This is a genomic window from Moraxella sp. K02, from assembly GCF_041154755.1.
Lineage (GTDB): Bacteria > Pseudomonadota > Gammaproteobacteria > Pseudomonadales > Moraxellaceae > Faucicola.
In genome coordinates, this window is record NZ_AP031590.1 from 809,029 (window position 1) to 833,613 (window position 24,585).

At 43.5% G+C, this 24,585-nt stretch carries 23 protein-coding genes, 5 tRNA genes and 1 pseudogene; 15 read left to right on the forward strand and 14 right to left on the reverse strand.

Annotated elements, in window-relative coordinates:
- Positions 1–101 precede the first annotated feature (101 nt).
- The gene (locus ACAM39_RS03730) at positions 102–911 is read left to right on the forward strand and encodes a cation efflux transmembrane domain-containing protein (RefSeq protein ID WP_369628260.1); all 810 of its coding nucleotides are present in this window, start codon (positions 102–104) and stop codon (positions 909–911) included.
- 75 nt (positions 912–986) lie between these two features.
- On the opposite strand, the gene ACAM39_RS03735 is transcribed toward ACAM39_RS03730, so the two are convergent.
- The 3 genes from ACAM39_RS03735 to ACAM39_RS03745 form a co-directional block, all read right to left on the reverse strand.
- Positions 987–2,258: an LD-carboxypeptidase gene (locus ACAM39_RS03735; RefSeq protein ID WP_369628261.1), complete on the reverse strand. Its 1,272-nt coding sequence runs from the start codon at positions 2,256–2,258 to the stop codon at positions 987–989.
- Positions 2,259–2,319: 61 nt separating this feature from the next.
- On the reverse strand, positions 2,320–2,607 hold the full coding sequence (locus ACAM39_RS03740) for a hypothetical protein (RefSeq protein ID WP_369628262.1): 288 nt from the start codon (positions 2,605–2,607) through the stop codon (positions 2,320–2,322).
- Positions 2,608–2,707: 100 nt separating this feature from the next.
- Positions 2,708–3,253 (reverse strand): hypothetical protein, encoded by a 546-nt coding sequence (locus ACAM39_RS03745; RefSeq protein ID WP_369628263.1) that lies wholly within the window; start codon positions 3,251–3,253, stop codon positions 2,708–2,710.
- A 135-nt stretch (positions 3,254–3,388) separates the two neighbouring features.
- Between ACAM39_RS03745 and dnaQ the strand changes: the two genes are divergently transcribed.
- The 7 genes from dnaQ to ACAM39_RS03780 all read left to right on the forward strand — a co-directional run bounded on the left by dnaQ (position 3,389) and on the right by ACAM39_RS03780 (position 11,753).
- Positions 3,389–5,101 (forward strand): DNA polymerase III subunit epsilon, encoded by a 1,713-nt coding sequence (dnaQ, locus tag ACAM39_RS03750; protein WP_369628264.1) that lies wholly within the window; start codon positions 3,389–3,391, stop codon positions 5,099–5,101.
- A 247-nt stretch (positions 5,102–5,348) separates the two neighbouring features.
- Entirely contained in the window at positions 5,349–7,025 is a 1,677-nt protein-coding gene (locus ACAM39_RS03755) for a hypothetical protein (RefSeq protein WP_369628265.1), read from the forward strand.
- An 18-nt stretch (positions 7,026–7,043) separates the two neighbouring features.
- Complete coding sequence (gene nudC, locus ACAM39_RS03760) at positions 7,044–7,853, forward strand: NAD(+) diphosphatase (protein ID WP_369628266.1); 810 nt, start codon at positions 7,044–7,046, stop codon at positions 7,851–7,853.
- Positions 7,854–7,966: 113 nt separating this feature from the next.
- The gene (locus ACAM39_RS03765) at positions 7,967–8,776 is read left to right on the forward strand and encodes an RnfABCDGE type electron transport complex subunit B (RefSeq protein ID WP_369628267.1); all 810 of its coding nucleotides are present in this window, start codon (positions 7,967–7,969) and stop codon (positions 8,774–8,776) included.
- Positions 8,777–8,857: 81 nt separating this feature from the next.
- The gene (gene nth / locus ACAM39_RS03770; protein WP_369628567.1) at positions 8,858–9,502 is read left to right on the forward strand and encodes an endonuclease III; all 645 of its coding nucleotides are present in this window, start codon (positions 8,858–8,860) and stop codon (positions 9,500–9,502) included.
- A gap of 212 nt (positions 9,503–9,714) precedes the next feature.
- Positions 9,715–10,248, forward strand: coding sequence for an inorganic diphosphatase (locus ACAM39_RS03775; protein WP_060994803.1), 534 nt, complete (start codon positions 9,715–9,717; stop codon positions 10,246–10,248).
- 131 nt (positions 10,249–10,379) lie between these two features.
- Entirely contained in the window at positions 10,380–11,753 is a 1,374-nt protein-coding gene (locus ACAM39_RS03780; protein ID WP_369628268.1) for a 3-deoxy-D-manno-octulosonic acid transferase, read from the forward strand.
- A 135-nt stretch (positions 11,754–11,888) separates the two neighbouring features.
- Here the strand turns inward: ACAM39_RS03780 and ACAM39_RS03785 are convergent, their stop codons facing one another.
- From ACAM39_RS03785 to ACAM39_RS03800, 4 genes are all read right to left on the reverse strand, one after another.
- On the reverse strand, positions 11,889–12,689 hold the full coding sequence (locus tag ACAM39_RS03785) for a 3-hydroxybutyrate dehydrogenase (protein ID WP_369628269.1): 801 nt from the start codon (positions 12,687–12,689) through the stop codon (positions 11,889–11,891).
- 66 nt (positions 12,690–12,755) lie between these two features.
- Positions 12,756–13,538, reverse strand: coding sequence for an acetoacetate decarboxylase (locus ACAM39_RS03790; RefSeq protein ID WP_060994805.1), 783 nt, complete (start codon positions 13,536–13,538; stop codon positions 12,756–12,758).
- 231 nt (positions 13,539–13,769) lie between these two features.
- Positions 13,770–14,486 carry a 16S rRNA (uracil(1498)-N(3))-methyltransferase gene (locus tag ACAM39_RS03795; RefSeq protein WP_369628270.1) on the reverse strand — a complete coding sequence of 239 codons (717 nt, stop codon included), beginning with the start codon at positions 14,484–14,486 and terminating at the stop codon, positions 13,770–13,772.
- A 63-nt stretch (positions 14,487–14,549) separates the two neighbouring features.
- Positions 14,550–14,639: transfer RNA gene (locus tag ACAM39_RS03800), tRNA-Ser, on the reverse strand.
- Between the two features lie 399 nt (positions 14,640–15,038).
- On the opposite strand from ACAM39_RS03800, the pseudogene ACAM39_RS03805 reads away from it, so the two are divergent.
- A pseudogene (locus tag ACAM39_RS03805) lies at positions 15,039–15,233 on the forward strand (cation:dicarboxylate symporter family transporter); the annotation flags it as partial.
- 99 nt (positions 15,234–15,332) lie between these two features.
- Here the strand turns inward: ACAM39_RS03805 and ACAM39_RS03810 are convergent.
- The 3 genes from ACAM39_RS03810 to ACAM39_RS03820 form a co-directional block, all read right to left on the reverse strand.
- On the reverse strand, positions 15,333–15,638 hold the full coding sequence (locus tag ACAM39_RS03810; protein WP_128678115.1) for a CopG family transcriptional regulator: 306 nt from the start codon (positions 15,636–15,638) through the stop codon (positions 15,333–15,335).
- Between the two features lie 214 nt (positions 15,639–15,852).
- Positions 15,853–16,341: a hypothetical protein gene (locus ACAM39_RS03815; RefSeq protein ID WP_369628271.1), complete on the reverse strand. Its 489-nt coding sequence runs from the start codon at positions 16,339–16,341 to the stop codon at positions 15,853–15,855.
- A 158-nt stretch (positions 16,342–16,499) separates the two neighbouring features.
- A tRNA-Asn gene (locus ACAM39_RS03820) sits at positions 16,500–16,575 on the reverse strand.
- 185 nt (positions 16,576–16,760) lie between these two features.
- On the opposite strand from ACAM39_RS03820, the gene ACAM39_RS03825 reads away from it, so the two are divergent.
- Complete coding sequence (locus tag ACAM39_RS03825) at positions 16,761–17,141, forward strand: helix-turn-helix domain-containing protein (protein WP_101965293.1); 381 nt, start codon at positions 16,761–16,763, stop codon at positions 17,139–17,141.
- Positions 17,142–17,173: 32 nt separating this feature from the next.
- Entirely contained in the window at positions 17,174–17,674 is a 501-nt protein-coding gene (locus ACAM39_RS03830) for an IS630 family transposase (protein ID WP_159374020.1), read from the forward strand.
- Between the two features lie 76 nt (positions 17,675–17,750).
- Here the strand turns inward: ACAM39_RS03830 and ACAM39_RS03835 are convergent.
- Positions 17,751–17,826 (reverse strand) — tRNA-Asn (locus ACAM39_RS03835).
- Between the two features lie 424 nt (positions 17,827–18,250).
- Here ACAM39_RS03835 and ACAM39_RS03840 point away from each other — a divergent pair.
- The 4 genes from ACAM39_RS03840 (at position 18,251) to ACAM39_RS03855 (ending at position 19,650) form a co-directional block, all read left to right on the forward strand.
- Positions 18,251–18,700, forward strand: a complete 450-nt coding sequence (locus ACAM39_RS03840) for an acyl-CoA thioesterase (protein WP_369628568.1) — start codon at positions 18,251–18,253, stop codon at positions 18,698–18,700.
- An 8-nt stretch (positions 18,701–18,708) separates the two neighbouring features.
- Positions 18,709–19,383 carry a DUF2059 domain-containing protein gene (locus ACAM39_RS03845; RefSeq protein WP_369628272.1) on the forward strand — a complete coding sequence of 225 codons (675 nt, stop codon included), beginning with the start codon at positions 18,709–18,711 and terminating at the stop codon, positions 19,381–19,383.
- An 87-nt stretch (positions 19,384–19,470) separates the two neighbouring features.
- Positions 19,471–19,546, forward strand: a tRNA-Val gene (locus tag ACAM39_RS03850).
- 27 nt (positions 19,547–19,573) lie between these two features.
- Positions 19,574–19,650 (forward strand) — tRNA-Asp (locus ACAM39_RS03855).
- A gap of 363 nt (positions 19,651–20,013) precedes the next feature.
- On the opposite strand, the gene ACAM39_RS03860 is transcribed toward ACAM39_RS03855, so the two are convergent.
- The 3 genes from ACAM39_RS03860 to ACAM39_RS03870 form a co-directional block, all read right to left on the reverse strand.
- Positions 20,014–20,718, reverse strand: coding sequence for a potassium channel family protein (locus ACAM39_RS03860; RefSeq protein ID WP_282849224.1), 705 nt, complete (start codon positions 20,716–20,718; stop codon positions 20,014–20,016).
- A gap of 23 nt (positions 20,719–20,741) precedes the next feature.
- Positions 20,742–22,523, reverse strand: coding sequence for a TrkH family potassium uptake protein (locus tag ACAM39_RS03865; protein ID WP_369628273.1), 1,782 nt, complete (start codon positions 22,521–22,523; stop codon positions 20,742–20,744).
- Positions 22,524–22,675: 152 nt separating this feature from the next.
- Complete coding sequence (locus ACAM39_RS03870; protein WP_369628274.1) at positions 22,676–24,565, reverse strand: sensor histidine kinase; 1,890 nt, start codon at positions 24,563–24,565, stop codon at positions 22,676–22,678.
- Between the last annotated feature and the right edge of the window lie 20 nt (positions 24,566–24,585).

Consider the following 24,585-nt stretch of genomic DNA (forward strand, 5'->3'; position numbering starts at 1 on the left):
GAGCGTATTTGAAAAATTACAAGCCTGTTTGCATGTTAAAATTCAAACAGGTTTTAAAATAATATAAGCCCCAATTAACCATGTCTTCAATTAGATGAGTTATGCAAAAAACGCTATTTAAAATTGCTAAAATGGATTGCCCATCTGAAGAGCAAATGATTCGGATGGCATTAGCGCCCAATACCCGAATTCACTCGCTAGCCTTTGATATTGCCAATCGTCAGATGACAGTAATTCACGAAGGCGATGCTGCAGTGATATTGCAGCAACTACAGCCGCTAAATTTTGACAGTTCGATCATTGGCTCGGAACTCACCCAAGTGACTGATGCAGCCAATAGCAAAACTAGCAACGATCACCAACAAAGCAAATTGTTATGGCAAGTGCTTGCTATTAACTTGCTGTTCTTTATCATAGAATCCGTGAGTGGTTGGCTAAGCGGCTCAATGGGATTGGTCGCTGATAGTCTAGATATGCTTGCCGATAGCTTCGTATATGGGTTAGCGTTGTTTGCCGTGGGTCATTCGCTGCAAACCAAACAGCTGACTGCTAAGGTCGCAGGTGTGTTGCAGTTACTGCTTGCTGTAGCGGGATTGATGGAAGTGGTGCGTCGATTTTTAGGTGCAGAGACGATACCAAATTTTGCGATGATGATAGGTATCTCGATGTTGGCGTTACTCGGTAATGCTTTATGTCTATATCTACTTCAGAAAAGTAGAAGTAAAGACGTACATATGCAAGCCAGTATGATATTCACGTCCAATGATGTGATTGTCAACTTAGGTGTCATCTTGACTGGGGTGTTAACGTGGTTTACCCAGTCGCGCTATCCCGATCTGTTGATTGGGCTCTTGGTCTTTGCCTTGGTCGCCAGTGGCGCGGTTAAAATTTTACGTTTGTCTAACAATTAATCTTGCAAGTAGCTTTGAAAGTAGTGTTTCAAGTAATTTTTCAAGTAAGCATGCAATCAATCTGCCGAAAATACGTTAGACGAATAATTTAGTTAAGTCCAAATTGCCAAAGTTTGCATCGGTTTTAAGATGATAAAACTGGTTAAACGTTGCTTGATAGCCACTGCCGACATTGTCAAGCGTCACAGGGACACCAAGTGGAAAATTGATGCGTCTTGCCACATGCCCAAAGGGAAAATCGGTGTAGATGGGTCGCCCTGTCGCTTGTTGGATAGTACGGATGACAGTATCAAAGGTGTAATCACCATTGTAAGCATCACTGATGCCACTAAAATTGAATTTGCCCAGCACAATCGCTTGCTGTTTTGCCACAATACCTGATAATACCAAGGTTTGTAGCATACGCTCGATACGGTAAGGCTGCTCACCGGTATCTTCCAAAAATAAAATCCCGTTCTCGACAGTTGGCATATACGGCGTGCCCACCATTGCAGATAACACGCTAAGATTACCGCCCCATAAGATGCCTTTTATCGGCTTAGCCAAATCACGCGCAGTGTCACGATAAAGCTGAGCTTCTGGCACTTGGATACGTAGCTGGTTTTGGGTACAAAGATTGATAAAACTTTGGATGGTATCGGTATTCACCTCTGTTTTGCCAAAGTCACTACTGAGCATTGCCCCTGCCACATAGGGAAGATGACCTTTGGCGTACATGGCAAGTTGCAACGCAGTAAAATCACTAAATCCCATCAGCAGTGTGCCACGCTCTTTGAGTTTTTGCGTCAGCATTCGCCACTGCTGATTACTTAGTTTGTTGAGCAAACGCATCGCGCCATAGCCGCCACGCACGCCGAGTAATATCTTAGGCAGTTCAAGTACAGGCCGGTTAAGTAACGCGGTAATATCGCCCAAGCGCTCACTGTCTGAACCTGCAAAACGCAAATAACGCCGGCTAATCACTTCTGGATTGTCGATATAAAATCCGGCTTGGGTGAGTCGGTAAATCGCCAGTAAGTTACGCTGTTCATCACTGCCAAATCCCGATGGCGCTACCAGATGGAGGTGGACACCGCGACCTTTGAGGGCTTCACAATTGGCTTTGATGGTTACAAAGTCCCATTGGGGGGTCATGGGCGTAGCGTTTGGCTCGCCAAAAGCCATGTTATCAGCATCATTGTTTGACCCATAGCGCTGTGAAGGTTGGCTAATCACTTGCCCGCCTATGGTCAAATCCGCTTTTGCGCCCGTTACCGTCGCTGCCGATAGCGCTATGCCTGTCTTTAGCAGTCGGCGCCGCGTCAAGCCAGCCAAGTGGGCGTCAGTATTCGCCATTTTTTTAGACATTTTATTATCCAAACAAATTCATCGACTTACAAAAAATCATGGTTCAACTAATCTGGTATGTTTAATCAGGTATATTCATCTTGTTGTTGGTATCTGCCGAGATACCATAATAAAAAACCCCTGTCGCCACCAAACTCGATACCAACACAAACATCATATCAAGGGCAGCTTTATGCATAACATATAAATTCAATAGCGCAAACACCACGAGCGCGATCACAAAAAAAATCGCCGCGTATTGCCATTTTTTATCATTTGAGAGGGTTGTGCCTTTGTATCGAAAATGACGGATACTAAAGCCACTAGTGTATGCCACCAAGCCCAGCACTAACCATGCAAAAAAATTCATCGCTTATTTCTCTATCAATCGTTTGGGGTTAAAATTTGGATGAGATATATTAACTCACGCATCAAATCAAGCTCATCAAGTCAAGCAGCAACTTAGGTAATTAAAGGTTGGTGGTTTGCTCGCATGCCACTTTATACACAGTATTGCTACCTTTGTAGATATAACCTAGATACGGGCTGTCAAATTGCGGGTTTAGGCTTGCAAAACTATCGGTGATTTTGGCAAGCACAAACACGCGGTCGGGACGGGCAATGACTTTTTCTAAATATTGATGTTCATCGGCTTTGATGTCAAAGTATTTTTGTATATCTGGGCTGTCAGTGGCGATGACTTGCATGGCTTCAGGCTTGTCCCAGTTTTTGCTGGGGTCGTTAAACTCGCGCATTTGCATGGCATAGTTGTCACCATTTTTGATGATTTTGATTTGGGCAGGTTCCGTATGGCTGACTGTGTAACAGCCCACAAACACATCATCGCTAGCGACAGGTTGTGATAGTGCTGGCGACTGTTTTGCGCCATCGCTGCTAGTCGTTGCAGGGGATTGGGGCTTGTTACAAGCTGCCAAATTTAGGCTTAGCGCACAGACCATAGCCATACCCACCTTGGTCAACACAGCTGACACGCGCGCACGAGATTTTTTTTGCATAGACGTCCTTTAAACCTGCAGATAGCAACTATAAGCGGTTATTATAGACGTTTTGGCATGGCTTTTTATGCTTTTTTTTCTTATACTGAGGGCTGTTTTTTTGATTGTTTTGCTGTTTTTTATGGGTTGTTATCTATGTCAAATCATGCCTTAACGCCCCTTGTGGGTCGAACCCTTGCTTACACTGATGGCGCCTGCCGTGGCAATCCTGGTAAAGGGGGCTTTGGCGCTGTGGTGATTTTACCTACGGGTGAGCAAATTGATATTTGCGGGGGTGAGGCGCATACCACTAACAACCGCATGGAGCTGATGGGTGCGATTGCGGCACTGGAAAACAGCCCAAAAGCGTTACCGATTCAAATCTGGTCAGACTCTAGCTATGTCATCAAAGGCATCAGCGAATGGCTGGCAGGGTGGAAAAAGAAACATTGGAAAAATGTCAAAAATGTGGAATTATGGCAGCGGCTTGATAAGCTGTGTGAGCAGAGACAAATTGACTGGCAATGGGTCAAAGGACACGCCGGTCATGATGGCAATGAATATGCCGATAAGCTTGCAAACCAAGGCATTGACCAACTACCCAAAAGCTTTAACAAAGTGATTAAAAATCCACCCAATCCTACCACTGATTTAGATGTTAAATCGGATTTTAGTGATAAAAACCCTGATTTTGATGATAAAAAAAAAGACCCGCCCATGAATCCAATGTCAACCGATAACAACCCAGTCCTCAATCACTCAGCGTTAACCCGCGATTTTAGCGATACGTCTTTTGATGACGCGCAAGACATGGCGTTTGCAGAAAGTGAGATGATGGGGGATATCTTTTTGCAGGCACTTGACGGTGAACCCGCCGCAAGCACTACTCACACAAACACTACCCAAACAATCAAGGCTCAAACCAAACCTACTCAAGCTATCCATACTCAAACTAGCATCGATGTATCAACTCAGTCATCGTTAGGGGGAGAGCTGACCCACTCGCCAATAAGTGCTAACCCACATTTTGCGGTGTTCACCAACCCACAAGGGCAATTTGTCGCACAAGATGACAGCTTGATTGCTCAGCGTCCAGCGTTTAATGGTATTACCAGTCAGCCCAACCCGACCTTTATACCTTTATTACCCATCGCCAAACACAAAGGTACTGCCAATCGTCAGCTGATTCTCGATACTGAGACCACAGGGTTTGAAGCACAAAATGGTGACCGTATCATTGAGGTCGGTATCGTTGAGATGATTAATCGACGTTTTACCGGTGAAAAACTGCATGTCTATATCAACCCAAAAATTGAGATGGGTGAGGAAGTCATTCGCGTTCATGGCATTCACAATGTGTTTTTAAATGATATGCCCGTGTTTGAGCAAGTCGGTGAAGCGATTTATGACTTTTTGCAAGGCGCAGAACTCATCGCGCATAATGCAGGGTTTGACATGAGCTTTTTGCAAGCTGAGTTTGCGCGTCTTGGCTTGCCTGATATTAACCAAGCCGTCACCGTGACAGACAGCCTTGCCATCGCCAAACGCATGTTCGCAGGGCAGCGCAATACCTTAGATGCGCTGGTGAAACGTCTCAATGTCGGTAAACAAGACCGTACCTTTCACGGGGCGTTACTCGATGCCGAGATTTTAGCGGAAGTGTATCTGGCGATGACTGGCGGACAGGTTGCGTTAGCCATCGATGATGATGTCGGTGGCGGTGTCGGCGGCGCAACTGAGCATCAGCGTTTTAGCACGACTATCAAGCGCTTTTTGGCGAGTAGTGATGCTGAGCAGGCGCATCTTGAATGGCTTAACGCCTTAAAAAATAACAACCCACAGCTGGCTGAAAACTGGGCGAGTGTTTAACAATAAAAATTGTCTCATTAAATTTTGTCACGTCATTTCTTCGATGGGCAAAATTTCATGATAAAGTGTAATTATTGTGCGGGTATTAACACTTTGACATAGACACTGGCATAGGGACGTCTTACAATAATCAGCAATAAGCGTAGCTGTCATAGGTGCGTTGGATTAATATGCAAGTCTACGTTAAAAACGCCTAAACGCTGTCATTTTATCTTTATCACCCTAAAATCATTTTGGATAAAAAAACATGAGTCTGCCAAGTCCTAACTCACAAAAACTAACGGCCACCAATTTTGATTTGCCTTCATTGCATTTATTAAGACCTGAAATTGCCGTGACGCTACATGATGCCGAGATGCATTTAAGTGAGTTTAATGACGACAGTAGTCAAGCGCCGTTGCTGCTTGATTCCGTGGATACCTTGGCGCAACTGGCAAAAGTATTGCGGTTGATTCAATTAGAGGAAGGCTATGAACTTGCCAATAGTCTATCTGCAGGACTGCAAAAACTCTATGACGAGCGCGACCGACCCAATAATGACATGATGATGGATGTGTCAGAAGGTATCATGACGTTGGCGCGTTATATCGAGTTTGTATTACTAAAAGAGACCATTGAACCTTCGCTGTTGTTGCCGGTTATTAATCAACTTCACAGCGATTTGAATCAGCCAGCGCTGCAGCTATCAGACTTAACTGCTAACAAAAACAGCAGTATCGTCATTGCCAATCCAGAACAAAATTACCAACCGTTAAAATCACTTGGCATTGACCCAAAAAAACTGGTGGAAGCTTATCGCGCAGGTCTGAGCGTGGCACTCACTGCACAGAGCAATCAATTATCGCCAAAAGAGCTAGAAAAACTCAACGCCATGCAAGCTGCGTGTGAAATGGTTTCAAAACGTACCGATAGTTTGTTTTGGCATGCTGCTGATGCCGCTGTATCAGATTTGGCAGGGGTGTTACCGCTTAGTAACCTGCAAAAGCGGGCGCTCATTTTTGTTGAACAACAATTTAATGACTATCTACCTGTCAATGATTCTCGCTTTGCTGATTTGGTGCAATTTGCCAGTTCAAGAGATAGCCAGCTTGCCTTGCAAGTTCGGCACAAATTCTCGGCCAATACTTTAGACGAAACCCAGCTAAAAACCATGCGCCGCTTCTTATTTGGACCTGACCGTGAAGTGACTAGTACGCTTAACCAGCTTATCCAGCAAGAAATTGATTTGATTAAATCTGCCAGTGACAGTTATGCTCGCCAAGTTAATCTCAATTCAAGTCCAGATGAGATTGATAGCATGGCGCAGCATTTGCATGATTTAAGTAGCGTGTTTAAAACCTTAAATTTAAATGAGGTTAGTGCAGCGCTGTCTCAACAAATTGGCAAAGTAAAAACTTGGACGCAGCCAACGCCTGATGATTTTGATGGCTTGCTTGGCACTTTAATGATGGCAGAAAATGCGGCGATTAACCTGGCAAAATCACATACCCCAGGTGCGGTGACATTGCCCGTGTACAACCAAACGATTTCGCTACATCAAATCGAAACGGCTCACAACACCCTCGTCCAAGAAAGCCGTACCGCGATTGCCACCATTGAAACTGCGCTCAATGATTATCTAAATGACACCGACAAAGATATTTTACATATCAAGCCTGTGCCTGATATCATGCGCACTATCTCGGGTGCTTGCTTATTTCTAAACTTACCTCGACAAAGCCAACTGCTAAAACGCGGTGCCACAGTGCTACAAAACTTAATCGAGCAACAGGGTCGCGAGTTGTCAGAGCATGAGCTTGCTAAAATTGCCGATATTGTGATGTCAGCAGATTATTATCTAGAAAGTCTTGAAACGAACAAACCCGCAGGCAACCATGCAATGTATGTAGGCTATCGCAGCTTACAACACATGCTTGTGGCTTAGGGTGATTTGGTAACCAATATGACCGCATTACACCATGATTTGCTTATTTGTGATAACGATAAGTTCGCTTGTATAGGCGGACTTCCTTTTTTTTATCGTTGTGAGGACGTGCCTGTTCAGGCCGTTAAAGTGAACACCGATGAGGCAGGCAACAGTATCTATGCCATTGCCCATCAAGATATCGACTTGTCACAATTGCCAGAAGAGATGACAGGACAGATTGAGTTTCTGCGCTTTCGACATCTGATTGGCAGCCTTAATGCGCTACAATCCAGCCAATTAGCCAAAGCTATGCAGTTGTTACGCTGGCGTCAAGATCATCAATTTTGTAGTCGCTGCGGTACGCCCACAGAGTTACACCCCGTTGAGAATGCCACCGTTTGCCCCAGCTGCCATTATCACCAATATCCCAGAGTACAGCCTTGTATCATCACCGCCATCATCAAAACCACCACGGACAAATCACAGATTTTGTTGGCGCATCATCTACGGGCGACAGATAGCAGAATGTATACCGTGCTGGCAGGTTTTGTAGAAGTCGGTGAGAGCTTAGAGCAATGTGTGCATCGTGAAGTGATGGAAGAGGTGGGGTTATCTGTCAGCAATTTGCGCTATTTTGGCAGCCAACCGTGGCCTTTTCCCAGCAATTTAATGGTAGGGTTTATTGCAGAGTACCAAAGTGGCGATATTACCATAGATAACAATGAGCTGATGGATGCCCAATTTTTTGATATAGATAGCTTAGATGAAAACGGCCCTATCATCCCGCCAAAAGGCACGATTGCTTACCAACTAATCGAATGGGTTAAACAGCATTACCAATCTTAAATAGATTGATTAAGTGATTTGTATTGATGATTTGTATTGATAGGGTATAGGCGAAATAGGCATGAGCTATGCTAAAATACACATTGATGATTATAGTGAATAAAAATTGAGCCATGTCTGATAGCCAACCTGTTTTCGAGGTACCCAATCTATTTAATAATTTAAACCTAAATAGCCTAAGTATCGAGCATCAACGATTAATACAACAAATTGACCAAGTTTTGCCGCAAACCCAATGCGGGCTATGCGGTCATCCTGAAGGCTGTCTGCCGTATGCCACCTCCATTGTCACACTGGGCGAGCCGCATAACCAATGCGTGCCCGGTGGACAATCAGTCACCGACCAAATCGGCAAGTTGCTTGGGCGTATACCGCTGACAGCTGAAGCCTCAAAGTGGCAAACCGATACCGCTACCAATCGTCCGATGGAAATGCGAGCCATCATTCGAGAAGAAGATTGCATTGGCTGTACCAAATGTATCCCTGCGTGTCCTGTCGATGCCATTATTGGCTCAGGCAAACGTATGCACACCATTTTTACCGACCTATGCACAGGCTGTGAGCTGTGTTTGCTACCCTGTCCAGTGGACTGCATCGAGCTGGTACCTTTCACACGGTTGATGGATGACGCGACAAGGCAAACCGAGCAAGACGGATTACGCGCGCGCTATTACGCCCATCTTGACCGTATCGAACGCCAAGTCAATGACAACACCAATGCCAAACCTGTGGTCAGCATGGTACAAGCCAAACTCAATGATATCAAAGTCGATATCGATGCAGCAGCGGCAAAAAACGCCATTGAAGCGGCAAAACTACGCACCCAAATCAAAAAATTAGAAAAACAACTTGCCGTACGCGCTGATGACAATAAACAAGCCTTGGTGCAAGCCTTGCAGCAGCAACTTGCGACACTGCCATAACCTAAAGAGTGCATAATGGTTGCCAACATCAAATCAAAAATCCAAGTGCCCAAAACCGCAGAGACACCGCCCTCACGGCGCATGCCCAATAAAAACGTGTTGCCGTTTTTCCAAAAACTAGCAGCAGCTATTGAAAAACCAGAGACGGAACTGGAATATCAGAGCAACTTTGAATTGTTAATCGCGGTCATACTGTCGGCACAAGCCACCGATATCAGTGTCAATCTGGCTACCCGTAAACTATATGCCGTTGCCAATACCCCGCAAGCAATTTTGGATTTGGGTGAAGCGGGGCTAAAAAGCTATATCAAAACCATTGGGCTATATAATAGCAAAGCCAAAAATGTGATGAAATGCTGCCAAGACTTGGTGGATAAATTTGCTAGCGAAGTACCGCAAACCCGCCACGAGCTTGAAAGCCTAGCGGGGGTAGGGCGAAAAACTGCCAATGTGGTGCTCAATACCGCCTTTGGGCAGCCCACCATGGCAGTGGATACACATATTTTTCGTGTCGGCAATCGCACAGGCTTGGCAACGGGTAAAAACGTGCGAGAAGTGGAAGATAAACTCATCGCGCGCATACCACAGGACTATATATTGGACGCGCACCATTATTTGATTTTGCATGGGCGTTACACCTGTAAAGCTAGAAGTCCCGAATGTGGCAAATGCCCGGTGTTTGATGAATGTATGTTTAAAGACAAAGCCAAGTTTATTGAAAAGTAAGTTGCTTTAAATAAAACCAGAAAATCAAACCAGAATGTTAAACGGCCAAATTTTTTAATTCCAAACTTGCCTATGGATATTCATAATCTCCTAGAAGTTGCGGTGGGAAAAAATAGAGAAAGCCAACAGACTTTGCTATAATCAACCCACTTTTAGGCTACTTTTTTACAAGCAGTTTTGTAAACAACTTTACTAACAAAAAGGAAAAACTCATGGCAGATTTTAACCAAATTCTTGATGCGGGCGATGTTGATGGCGGCGTGATTAACGTGGTTATCGAAATTCCAGCGGGTTCAAACAACAAAATCGAATGGAACCGTAAACTTGGCGTGATGCAACTTGACCGCGTAGAGCCACAATTATTTGCCAAACCAACCAACTATGGTTTTATCCCACAAACCCTTGATGAAGATGGCGACGAATTAGACGCACTGATCATCACTGACACACCGCTACCAACAGGCATCTTTATCGAAGCCAAAGTCATTGGCGTGATGAAATTTGTGGATGATGGTGAAGTAGATGATAAAGTGGTGGTGGTACCTGCCGATGACCGCAACAACGGTAACGCGATTAATACCCTAGCAGATTTACCACAGCAACTGATTAAGCAAATCGAGTTCCATTTTAATCACTATAAAGATTTGAAAAAAGCGGGCACAACCAAAGTTGAAAGCTGGGGCGACATCGAGGAAGCGAAAGCGGTGATTAAAGAATCACAAAAACGCTGGACAGAACAAGCCTAATGGCTGGTGTTGAATTTAGCGAACGTCTAAGTTCAAAAACCCTACCCACAAAGTAGGGTTTTTTATTGCTATTTTAGCCCTCGTTTTTTACAATGACGGCATTTTTTTATTAAGTTGTTTCAAGAGTCGTTATGCAAGCCACGCCTTTTTATTACCGCCTATCGATGGCGATGTTCAAACCCCTGTACCAACTCAAGCTGCAAATTAACAAAACCTTGCCCAATGAGATTGAGCAGAGATTTGGTAAAGTCTATCCTGCCATCACCACCCAAAAACCGCTGATTTGGTGCCATGCGGTGTCACTCGGTGAAACCAATACCGCCGAGTCGATTTTAAGAGATTTGCTCGCGCAAGGCTATGCACTGTGGGTGACCAATACCACCCATACAGGCTATAACCGCGTCGAACAGCTGTTTGCGCCTGAGATAGCAGACGGCAAGGTGTACCATAGTTTTGTACCGGTTGATAGCAAAGCGGTGATTGATAAATTTTTGACCCATGTCCAACCCGTCGCCGCGCTATTTATCGAGACTGAATTGTGGGGCACCACGCTTGCTGAACTGAGCAATCGTCAAATTGCCACGATTTTGGTCAATGGCCGCTTGTCTGAAAAATCTTTTAAGGGATATCAAAAAGCTGCCAAGCTTAGCCAAAGCATGATGGAGAATTTAAGCCTTATCATCGCCCAAGATAGCGATTCTGCCAAACGCTTTCGCCAATTGGGCGCTACCAGTGACAAAATCCGCATTGCCAGCTCGCTTAAATGGTCTAGTAAAACCAACCCATTGATGCTAAGCCGTGCCGAAAAGTTACGAGAAAGTTGGCACTTGTCAGATCGCGCCGTGATTTTGGCAGCCAGTACCCATGAAGGCGAAGAATTGGCAATTTTAGACAGCTTTTTAACCGTGAAAGCCCAGTATGCCAACCGTCATCCGCTACTCATTATCGTGCCACGTCATCCCGAGCGGTTTGATGATGTCGCCAAATTGATTGATGCCAAAAATTTGCCGGTGATTCGCCGTAGTCAAGATGGCGAACCTGCCAAAAACCAGAGCGTTTATTTGGCAGATAGTATGGGTGAACTTGGCGTGTGGTATGCTCTTTCGGACATTGCCATTGTCGGTGGCTCTTTGGTCAATATCGGGGGGCATAATCCGATTGAAGCAGCCATTGTCGGCAAGCCAATCATTATGGGACAATATACCCAATCTTGCCAACTGATTGTAGATCAGTTAAAACAAGCGGGTGCATTGGTGCAAGTCAATGGTAGTGATGAATTAACGCAGCAACTGGCTCACTGGCTTGCCAATCCAAAGTCTGCCCAAACCGCCGGTCACGTCGGGCAAATTTTAGCAGAAAAATATCAAGATGCGACCAAGCAACAACTTGCCATGATCATGCAATGTATCGCTGATAACAATGAACAGCTTATAAAATCAGAGATTCAAAAAATTGATCATGAACCTGTGGCGAGCGATGGTCGAAAGTTCATTGACGATTTGTAACCCATGCATTAACCATTTATATAGATTGCAAACGCAAAAAAAAGGACTAGCCACGCTAATCCTTTTTTATTAGTCAGTTTTGTATTCTATTCTTGTACTTTGTTTTGTGCTTTAGTTTTGTAAGCCAGTATTCGGCTATTTCATAAACCAACCATGACTTGCGATAAATGATTGACCGGTCATCGCATTGGTTGGGAAAGCCGTTAAAAATAAGGTTAATTGAGCAATATCATCGGTTGTGGTAAATTCACCGTCTACGGTTTGACCCAGCATTACGTTTTTCACCACTTCTTCTTCAGAAATGCCTTTTTCTTTGGCTTGTTCTGGGATTTGTTTTTCAACCAGTGGGGTTTTGACAAAGCCTGGGCATACCACGTATGAGCGCACGTTGTGGGCGGCGCCTTCTTTAGCCAATACACGGGCTAGACCTAATAGCGCGTGTTTGGCAGAGACGTACGGCGCTTTTAGGGCTGATGCTTCATGCGAGTGTACTGAGCCCATATAAATGACGGTACCTACTTTGTCATTTTGATACATGTATTTAAGTGCCGCTTTGGTAGTCAAAAAAGCACCGTCTAGATGAATGGCAATCATTTTTTTCCAATCAGCGTAGCTAAATTGGTCGATTGGATTAATGATTTGGATACCGGCATTGGATACCAAAATATCAATATCCCCAAATTCTTGCACCAGTTTATCCACGCCAGCATTTACCGCGTTTTCATTGGTCACATCCATTGCAATGGCAACCGCTTTACCGCCTGCAGCTTTGATTGCATCCACGGTTGCTTGCGCCGCATCTGGGTTGATATCTGCAATACCTACCGCAGCGCCTGCTTTGGCGTAGGTTTCTGCGATATCGCGGCCGATGCCACTTGCAGAACCAGTGACGAGTGCGACTTTACCTGTTAAATCGGTAGTGAGTTGAGTAGCCATATTTTTCTCCTTAATTTTTTATGACAAAGTGGTTTTATTATGACCGTTTTAATTATTGAAAATTAATTATTGAAAGTTACTATCGGGACGGGCTTGCGCATCGGCAATGTAGTCTACCGCTACTTCACCCAACGCCAGGGTGAGATTAGCAATAATATGAGAGGTTTTGACGATTTCTAGCACAGGCAATTTTGACACGGGTGCCATCACATGGTCAAATAACTGTAAGGTAGCAGGTCCTGTATAGGCTGCTTTAACTTCTACATCGGTCAAATAATAGCGCACCAACTCGCAAATACGCGGCGTGCCATCGACATGGGGAATGAGTTTTAATAAATAATTGGGCGTTTTTTCCATATTGGCTTTGACGGTGGCTTTGTCCAGCTCATCATATTTATACGCCATAGTACCTGTGGCTACGCGCACACTGCCATAGTCGAGGGTGCCAAGTAGGGTGTCGGTATTGTCGACGGTTAATACAGGGGACGCCATTTTTTTTGGGAAACCCCACAGCTCACGCCCGCCTGCGGTAGGTCCAAAGTCATCTAAAAACATACAATGGGTATAATTGGCATGACGGCCTTCGGCATCAATCACTTCAATCACTTGTCCCGATTCGGTATAGTTGCCAAAACCTGTGCTGTTGGGCATACGGATAAACTCGTAACTCACCAGCGCGTCATCAGTGATTTGGAGTGGCTCAGGTACGATAGCACGCAGTTTTTCAGGATCTGTGCGGTAGGTGATAATAAAGTATTCGCGGTCAAAAAATTCGTAGGGACCATTCGAACAAGGTGGGGCAGTAAAAGGCATAAACGTCGCGTTATCTAAGATATCACTCGCTTTCATCAGCTTTCCTTTTTATCTCGTTATATTATCTAGTCATATTATCTAGTTATGCAATATTATTTAATTTTATCGTTATGACATGAAGCAGGAAATATCATACACCCTTATGCAAAATCAATCCCAAGACAAAATTGTTATGATGTTGTAATGATTTTTTCACACCTGCATTCGCTTAACTTTGGCGATAGCAGGTTATTTGACGGCAATGTAGGGCGATTTTTAAGGGCTTTTTTATTGGCTAGTTAACAGTGCATGACCGCAGAGCACACTTACGGCATTCTCAGTGCGTAAGATGCGATTGCCAATATGCGCTGATTGGCAGCCAGCATTTTTGAATAATTCGACTTCATAATCGATCCAGCCCCCTTCAGCCCCAATCACTAGCACATGTGGCAGGGCATTGTCCCACACTTGGGTAAAATGCTCATTGGCATAAGGATGTGCCAAAATCGCCTGTTTACCCGCGATTAAAGCAGGGAGTTCATCCTCAACAAAGGGTTTTAAGCGTTTTTTGAGGCTTACGGTTGGGCTTACGGTATCACAGGCTTGTTGTAAGCCTTCATGGATATAGTTATCGAGTTGAGTTAAAAATGGGGTTTGCCAGTAACTCTTTTCACTACGGTAACTATTAACCAAGATAATATGCTGGGCACCCATCGCTGTCATGTCCAAAAATAGACGACGCAACACCTTGGGGCGGGGAATTGCCAAAATAACAGTAAGTGGAAGTTTGGCAGGTGGCGCAATAGTACAGTGGATTTGCGATAATTCAATACTTAAATCGTGGATATTGCTCACAACCGCTGTACCTAAGTGGCCATCTTTGATACCGACTTTCACCGTATCGCCCAATGTCACTTTAAGTACCTGTGTTAAGTGCATAACGCTCGTTTTATCATCAATAATAGCGGTCGATGAGGTATTTTGCGGTAAAAGAATGATATTCATAGGGATAAATCTTAGGCAATAAAAAACCCCAAAACTTAATCAAGTCAGGGGTTTTTTTAAATATGGCGGAAGCTGAGAGATTCGAACTCTCGAAGGGCTCGCACCCTTGCCGGTTTTCAAGACCGGTGCATTCAACCGCTCTGCCAAGCTTCCAAATTGTGGTGGCTATTATATACAAGTGAAATAACAATGCAAGCATTATTTTACGTTAATGCAAAAAATATTAGCGAAAGAAAGCTAAATAGAAAGTTAGATAACTATGCTGAAAATTTTGGCTTAATACCTAGGCTTCATACCTTGCGCTAATGTTAAGCAAAATATTAAAGCGAAAAACGCTCAAAAACCCACCAATCCTGCGTCTAAAAATATTGATACAACGGATTGTTTTAGTGCCTCCATGTGACCCATTGCAGCTTAACAATAATGTTGAAAATTACCTTGCTGATACGTTATCACATTGTTAATAACTCGCTGCTGTGGCACGTTACAATGGCTTTTCAATCATCAAAATGATCAAGTACATCAAAGATGAATTACTATTGGTGTTAGGCACCAGTCGCAGGGATGGCGCTTATCTTAGGGATTGACCGCTTTATGTCAGAGTGCCGTGCATTGACCAACTTAACCGGTAATGCCTGTGCGACGATTGTCGTATCACGTTGGGAAAATGCGCTAGACAAACAGCGCTTGGACGCCGCGCTCAATGGTCAGCCATTACCGCCCGTTGTGAATCATCCCACCGTATAAGCGTATAAGCCTAGAAAAGATAAGCCTATAAAAGCGTTGATGAATCTTAAAAAACCCAAAACATTTGCGTTTTGGGTTTTTTTATGGGGCTAAAAATGCTTAAGATTTTGCCGTATCGTTTGCTTTGGCTTCTGGCTCATTGGCTGTCTCATCAATCGCTTCAAAAATCACCTCATCGGACACCCCTTGACGCTTCAGCTTTTCGATAAAACGGCTGTCTTTGGCGAGTGAGTAGCCGACATTCTCGGCATCGAGTCCCCGGCGAATATATAAGCGAATCAAGCCTTGAATACGTGGAAATCCATGATTTTTGGCGACTTGGGCCAACAAATCCCGCATTTCTTCAGTGATTTTGATATGGATAGGAACCATGACTTGTTGATTTTTTTTGATTTTAGTAATCATTTGCATGCCTCGCGTGTGATCAATTTTTAGCAATGAAGCTAGATGTAACCAGTTTATCAATTAGACGGAAAATTTAGCACAATTAGATATCTTTAACCTAGTGTAATTATTTCATTGGCGAGAAACAAGCAAGGCAAACGTAAAATTCCTACAAAAATCTTAGTCAAATGTTGCATTAGCTTAACGCTGTATGCGACCATCAAGCCAATTTTCTTTACAAAATTTGTTGTTCCCAATAGGCCTGTACCGATTTGTCGCATTGATAAACCTTCTCAACGATGCGATCGGCAGGGGCATTATTTACTTTTTTTACCAATTCAACCCACAGCTCAGGCGTACCCAATTCAATAATCACATTAAACAGGGGCGTCATATCGCGCTGCAACAGCGATTGGTCAATCATATATGCCGCAAACACACACGCTTTCGGGCTTTTATCAGCCACGGCGCGATAAGCCATGCCATCAAGCAAGGCTGGCACGGTGATTTTGAATTCTGGTAAAAGCTGCATGGCTAAATGCGCGCTATCAGGCAGCTTGATTAGCTCGATAAATTGGGTGATTAAGTTTTCATAGTAAGATTTATCTTCTGGTGACAGTTTACCTTGCTGATGATCGCTCACTAGCTGGGTGATGCGGTCTTTATTAATCGCTTGTTGTAGGGTCAAAAATTGAGATTGGGTAGGGGAAAACGACAGTGTCATAAGTAGTATCTTATCAATAGTACCTTAAGTACCTTAGCAAGTGAGATAATAGGGTATCAAACAAAAGCGTAGTAAACAGCAAATTGCTAAACTTTGCTCATAAAAAAACCCATTCACAAGGGAACGGGTTCAAAATATACAACAGAATTTGGCTTGATTGGCTCTCCAACCTGGGCTCGAACCAGGGACACATGGATTAACAGTCCATTGCTCTACCGACTGAGCTATTGGAGAACAGATAATCAAGTGGTGCGTATATTACTGAGATTTAAAACATGAGTCAAGCATTTTTTAGCAAAAAACATCAATAAAGTTCATGATGCAAAATGACTCCTAGCAATCAAAATGACTCATAGCAATAACGATATAGTAAATCCTGTATTATAATGAACACAACTTGAACTTTCATAGATAGCACTATGCCAAACCTATACGACCAAGACTTACGCAAACGCACCATAGCCTACTGGCAAGAAACAAATAACAAAAGCAAAACAGCGAGAATATTCGGCATCTGTCGCAACACGCTTAACAGTTGGATAGCCTTGTACCACGACCAAGGCAATACCGAACCTAAGAAAGCACAACCAACGGGTGTAAAACACATCATAACCGACCTTGATAGCTTTGAACGATATGTCAAAGCTAAACAATTTGATACCGCTAAACAGCTACGGGAACAATATTTAAAAGACCATCCTGATGTCAGTATATCCTACAATGCGTTTGTCGATACCTTACATCGTATCAACTGGACATTTAAAAAAAGACCTTCACCTACAAAGAATCAGACCCCGTAAAACAGCAAGGTTTCAGCGTATGTTTAGCTATCATGGCTTTTTGGTTTGGTCTAACCAACATCCTATTTATGGATGAAACAGGCTTTTACCAAAGACAAAGCTATCATCGTAGCTGGTCACCGGTTGGCACACCTTGCTATGCTAAAATGGATGCCAATAAAGGCAAACGCTTAAATCTTATCGGTGCAATGAGTATGGCTGAATTTAAACTGATTGCGCCTGTGACCTTTGAAGGTGGGTGTAAGCGTGATACGGTAGAAAATTGGCTTCACACGCTTGGTCAATCTTTGCCTAAAGATGAACTCGACAGCTACCCACAGCGTTTTTTAATCATGGATAACGCGCGTTTTCATCGGGGTGGTGATTTAAAACAGATTGCCGAAAAATACAACTTAACGTTACTGTACTTACCACCTTATTCTCCTGAGTTAAATCCTGTGGAGCATAAGTGGGCAGTGGTTAAGCAAAAGGTAAAACTCTCGATTAATGACTTCGATTCGCTTCATGATTGTGTTAAATACTGTTCAGTTTAATTTAGCGTTTACTATAGATAAAAGATACCACATAAAAAAAGACCTTTAACAACGCTTGTTAAAGGTCTTTTTGATATGGCTCTCCAACCTGGGCTCGAACCAGGGACACATGGATTAACAGTCCATTGCTCTACCGACTGAGCTATTGGAGAATAAGCGGTAGAATTTTTTGTTAAACCTGCAAAAAACATCGCAGCGTTTAAGTGGTGCGTATTTTAGCAAATTAATCGTGACTGTCAAGCCCTATATCAAAAATATTCGGATTTTTTTATTATTCAACTAGATTTTGGCTAGTAATCAGTTAGTTACTGATAGGCTATTGTGATGATAAGACGAATTTGCTACTTTAGCGATTAAGGCATCACTGTATATGGCAAGTTGATTCACAGCATTGATTCAAAGCTGCGTTGATTTAAAGCTATGTTAGTTAACAGCTTATTAGTTAACAGCTAAGATGCCGAGGTTAATAATTTTTTATGATAGTTGTTATATGAATTAAGAAGGATCGCCATTGTGCCCAACGCCATTGAATCAAATCAAAATTTGCAAGTTGCCCCTTTACAAAATGAACTTACCATGTCTGTGCTGATGACGCCTGATTTGGCAAACTTCACTGGCAATGTGCATGGCGGCGATTTATTAAAGATGCTTGACCAAGTGGCCTATGCCTGTGCCAGTCGCTATAGCGGTAGCTACGTGGTGACGCTATCGGTCGATCAAGTGATTTTTCGTGAGCCGATTCATGTAGGGGAGTTAGTCACCTTTTTGGCAAGCGTCAATTATGTGGGCAAAACTTCGATGGAAGTGGGTATTCGAGTGCAAGCAGAAAATATCCAAAACCGTACGATACGCCATACCAACAGTTGTTACTTCACCATGGTCGCGGTGGATCAATATGGCAAGCCAACCCGTGTACCACCCCTTGAAATCAAAGATAATTTGCAAGAATGTCGCCAAAAAGCCGCACAGATGCGTAAAGCATTGCGTTTTCAAAGTAACAACATTTCCCAATGTGATATCAAATAGGCAAAAAAATGCGTCATCAATATCCCTTTAAAAAACCCAACAAACTGTTAAATTCATCAGGCTCATTAAATGCTAAAAAATTAGCCTTGCTAGCTTTATTGACCTCGACTGGTCTGACGACGCTGGTTCATCCTGCTTACGCCGAATTAATCATTCAAAACAACCCAGTCAATGCTCAAACGCCAATTGCGATTCTCAATGAATTGCAAACCCAGCCCACGGATGCATCGCTTAACAAGCTTGTCAAGGTGCTACATATCGATAAAATGATTGATGAAATGCTTGCCCAACGTCAGCAAGCTGCCAATATGATGAAAGGGCTACCCCAAGAATTGCCTATGGATGAAAACGCGGGCATTTTTAGCCGTCATGCGCAAAAACAGCTTAAAAATATTTTCGTTAAATATAGCACCGTCTTAGGACAGCAATTAGACCAACCCATCTCTAAACAGCAACTGCAACAAGCTTATCAAGCGATTGCCAAAAAAACCTATACCCAAGCTGAAGTCGATGCCCTCAACCAATTTTATGAGACCCCAATGGGACAACGCATCTTGAGCAAACAATCGCAAGTTTCCAGTGAGTTTGTGCAGGTGATGATGCCGACCTTGATAGGTGACACAAGCCAATTAGAAAAAGCGATGCCAAGCTTGCAAAAAGATATCGAAAAAATCTTTAAATAACTAGTTGACAATCCATCATAAGTCTATATAATACGCGTCACTTCGATGATATTGAAGCAACTTGATTGGCTACTAGATTGCCTATCAGGGTCGTTAGCTCAGTTGGTAGAGCGTCTGCCTTACACGCAGAATGTCGGCGGTTCGAATCCGTCACGACCCACCAACCTATATCATCGCTATCAGCTACCGTGCAGTGGTAGTTCAGTTGGTTAGAATACCGGCCTGTCACGCCGGGGGTCGCGGGTTCGAGTCCCGTCCGCTGCGCCACTTATTTTAGTGGATTTAAAACGAAATTTTTAAAGTTTTATGCCTCAAATCTCCCCTGATTTGAGGTTTTTTTTGGCTTAAATTTTATACCAAGTTATTGATTTTAAAAAATATATTATTTTATACATTTTTTTCTTCATATTATTTTGAAAATTGGTTTTAATTGTTAAGTTGAAAAGATATCTATTTTTAATATTTAAGTAAAACTAACGTGACCAAACGCTTGTGACCAAAAAGTGACCATTTTGTTACCAAAAATTTTGGCTGACGGCTTGCAAGGTCGCAAGCCGTTGTTAAAACACAAGAAGCCTAGCGAAAATCAAAAAATTAGCCACAACGACTAGATGCTTTGATGGAGTATTGTCAACTATTCTGGGAGGCGTGCATATACTTGAACAGTCGTCTTAAGTCATTGGTTTCCCCAAATAATACTAAAACTGTATTAGGCTCAATGACAAAATCTGGATGCACAATGCCATCGATTTTGGATTTAGTTTGATTTCGACCAAAGCCAAATTGGTTTTGGTGAAATGAAATAGTGGTTAACAGCATCACATTAAACTGATTGATTAAATCAAGCGCGTGAACTGTTTTACCGTAAAATGTAGGCGGTGTCTGTATTTGAACAATACTATAATCGTTATCGAGTTCAAACGAATCAATTAAGCCATTGAGCGAGAGTTTTTTTGCCCAGTGCGTTGCCGCCTCGTTTTCAGGTTGGATGATGTCATCAACCCCCAATGCTTGTAGCACTTTTTCATGCAGTGGGTTAATGGCTCGGCTAATGATATATTTGGCATTAAGATTTTTGAATAGGGCAGTGACCATCACGTTTTGCCCTTGGTCTTCGCCAATGGTAATGAGCACCACATCTGTTTGGGCAATGGGTAAGCCTGAGACGGCGTTTTCACTGGTAGAATCGATACAAATCGTGTGCGAAATGGATTCTTTGTAGCGCTCAACCTTATCCATATCGATATCAATACCAATGACCTCATGTCCTTGACTGGTGAGTTTGGTGGCAAGTGATGAGCCAAAATTGCCTAGACCGACGATGATGTATTTCATATCTATACCTTATCAATTTATCTTTAGGTGATAATAATCTCTTCGCTGGGATAGCGATAGCTTTGATGCCTTGGGCGATTTAATAAGGCAATTAAGATGGTCAATGCCCCAACTCGTCCACAAAACATCAGCCCAATCAGGACAGATTTGCTAAACGTACTTAAATGTGGGGTGATGCCTAAGCTTAACCCTGTGGTGGTATAAGCAGAAACACTTTCAAATAACACTTCTGTCATACTCATGTTTGGCTCTGCCCAGCGTATTAACGTACAACCAAACGCAATGATAATCACTGACAAACATATAATCGCAAATGCCCGCTTCACTGAGATATCGGCAATTTCACGACGGAATACTTCGATACGAGAATAGCCGCGTGCCAGTGACACAATATTGAGCACAGCGACCGCAAAAGTCGTGGTTTTGATACCACCGCCTGTAGAGTTTGGGGCTGCCCCAACCCACATCAGTGCAATGGTAAGCATCACGGTCGGCGGCGCTAGCTGTGCCATGTCTACCACGTTGATTCCTGATGAGCGCGGTGCAGCTGCCACAAAAAACCCTGTCACAAGTTTGCCTACGACACTGGTATGCTCAGATAAAGTCCCTTGCCACTCAAAGGCAAGTACACTGATAAAGGCAAGCACTAGCAAGGACAAGGTCGTCACTAGACTAATGCGACTATTGATACTCAGTAGCCACGGCTTGGCACCATATCGTGAGCGGTTAGGAAACAACAGGCGCATCAGCTGATGGCGCAAATATTCCACGACATTGGCAACTATCGCAAACCCCAATCCCCCAAACAAAAACGTCACCGCCACAACCATTTGTAACGGATAATTAAAGCGCACTTGTAACTCATATAAGCTATTACTCATCGTTGAAAAACCTGCATTACAAAATGCAGAGATGGCATGAAAAACCGAAAAAAAGATGCGACGATGGATACTCATAGGGACATCAAGCATACTGATATAAATCGCTATGGCTGCCACGGACTCCACCGCAAAGGTGACCGCAAAAATTACTTTGAGCGTCTTTAGTACATCACTCATACGATTAGCTGAGGTCACATGCCCAAGCTGTAGCTGTGTCTGATAACTGATGCGTCCCCGAAAAAAATAGCTAAAATAAGTGGCAAAAGTCAAAATCCCTAAGCCCCCCAATTGAAACAAACACATGATAATGATTTGACCCAATGGGGTAAAAAAAGCGCCTGTATCTTTTACCGCGAGACCCGTAATACAAACCGCACTCGTGGCAGTAAATAAAGCATCAACAAACGCAATATGACCATAGGTGGCATTTGGCATCATCAGCAAAAACGTGCCGAGCAAAATAAGCAATAAAAAACTTAAAATAAACAACTGGGCAGGGTGCGCCACGACTATCTTAAAGCTAAACTCCATCACCAATAACTGACGAATAAAAGAAACCAACAACGCAATTTTTATCAGCGATTTTTCAAACAAGAATTTGTATAAAAAAGAACTGTTATCAGCAAAAAAATGTGTCACCAGCAACGCAATGACTAATATAGCAATGGACAAATCAAACGTGAGCACAAGCTTTGAGCGTATACCTTTTTGCACATATTGACTCAATAACTCAATAAAATTGAGCCCAAGTACTAGCAAATAAAACGTCGAAGCCACGCCATGCAACCAAACTTTAAAAACAAACCCAGTCTCAATAATGGCAAGCAATACAGCGAATAAACTGCTATAAAATACCAGTTTATGAAACACACCCGATGGCTTGTCATGCATTGACTCCAGCGCATTTTTTTTATTTTTTTTCAATATAAAATCAAACATCGTAAAGTTGACTTCCGTTTTACCCAAGCATAGTTGTTGTACTTTATACCGCAATTATACGTTTGAGAAAACTAGATTGAACAATGATTTAAAAAAGTAGCGATGATTTGACAAAAGTACGTTATTTTTGAGGCAGGCTAAAACACCAAGGTTACCGTTAAGCCTTGGGTGGTGGCAGTGGTTTGGGCGTTATTCTCAACCAGTTGCGTAGGACTGAGATAAATATCAATATTGGCTTGTTGGCAGATTTGATAAACAATCGATAAACCCAAGCCCGTACCGCCAATTACCGTCAAACCTGAATGGGCGCTTGTGTCTTTGGACGAAAAAGATTTTTTGGCAGTATCACTATGGGTTTGTGTGCTACTTGTTTGTCCTTGTCCTTGTCCTTGTGCTAGGGATGCGCTTGACGCATTTTGATTGACGCGGTAAAAGGGTTGAAAGACGTCTTGATAATGGGCTGCATCAATGCCAATGCCGGTATCGGCAACTTGGACGATGAGTCGTTTTGCGCGGTGATTGAGTGTGTTGCCAGTGTGGTTCACCAACACAGGGGTTGGGGTCAATGCGTTGGCGAAGTTGTCATGGGCGGCATAAGTGGCATAGGTGGCATGGGTCGAATCGGTGCGGCTTGACGACTGCGTTAAGTCTTCGATAGTCATTTGATTAATGACAACCGCGATATTGCCTGTGGTTGGGGTGTATAAAATGGCATTTTGCAGTAGGTTTTTGAGGAGGATAAACAAGGCGGTTTCATCTACACTGACCTGCGTCGCTGACGCACCCTGCGCGGTGAGATGGTTGTCAACCGATAGGGTTTGGTCTTTGCTATCAGCAATCGGCAATAGCAGTTTGATGGCTTCTCGTAGCACTGCGATTAAATCGGTGGGCGTGTTGGTGCGCTCGGTCAGCTGTGATTGCTGGGCGTCCATACGCGCAAGGGTGAGTAGCTGTTCCACCAAATGTTGATTATGTTCCACTCTGACAGCGAGCTTATGAATGTTTTGTTTGAATTTGGCTTGCCTCGCAGGGTCGCTATACATCGCCGCATCTCGACTGTATTTTTGCAGTTGTTGTACTTGCAGCGAGATTGCGGTCAACGGCGAGCGTAGCTCATGCGCCGCATCCGCGATAAAGCGATTTTGGTTTTGGATATGCGTGTCAACCCGTTGTAACAAGGCATTGATTTCAATGACCAAGGGCATCAGCTCGCTGGGTAGAATTGAGCGATGTTGGCTGTCAGTGGGTAGCTCGATCAAGCTGAGATCTTGACCGTGACGTTTTGCCATTTGCCGAGCTAATATCTGAATCGGACGCAATACGCGCTTTAATACCCAAGGCAATAGTGCAAGCAGCAACAGGGTGGTCAGTAAAATTGGAATAATGGATTGCCAAGCCGATTTTAGGGCAATTTTTTTCTGCCATTCGACAGGTTGACGCACAAAAATCACCCGCCTTGGGGTATCTTTACGAAAGACTTTCCAGATTTCACCATCAAGGGTTAATTCACTAAAACCGATAGGGGTGTTAACCAATTGCGGGTGAGCCATTGGCTCAATAAAATTGGTGTCAATTTTGCCAAAACGGGCAGGGAAAATATCAACTTGCACACCGTCTTTAATGCCTTGATACTGTAGTACGCTGCTTTCATCATTGGGTGAGAAAACAGTGGTCGGCGTGCTACTGCTAGGGGCAGAAGCTATCATAGCTGGTATAGGCGGTCTAGGCGGTGGGAAGTCATGCGGTGCAAAATCGTTATCTGGGTTTGATAGCCGCCTATTAGGCTTTAGGTTACGGGGAGGAAGTCGAACTGTCGCGCGCGAGCTAACCAGCTCAGCAAGATAGCTAAGATTGGTTTCTTGTGAGGTGTTAAACTCTTGATAGGTATAGCAAAATACCGCAATCTGTACCAAAATGCCAATCGATAGTAACGTGCCAAGTATCCAAACCAGCAACTGTTTTTGCAGTGATTTTTGCAACGATTTTTGCAAGGGCAGGGCGGTTTTTGTAGGGGTAGTCATGGTCATTGTCGCGGCTATTTGGCGGT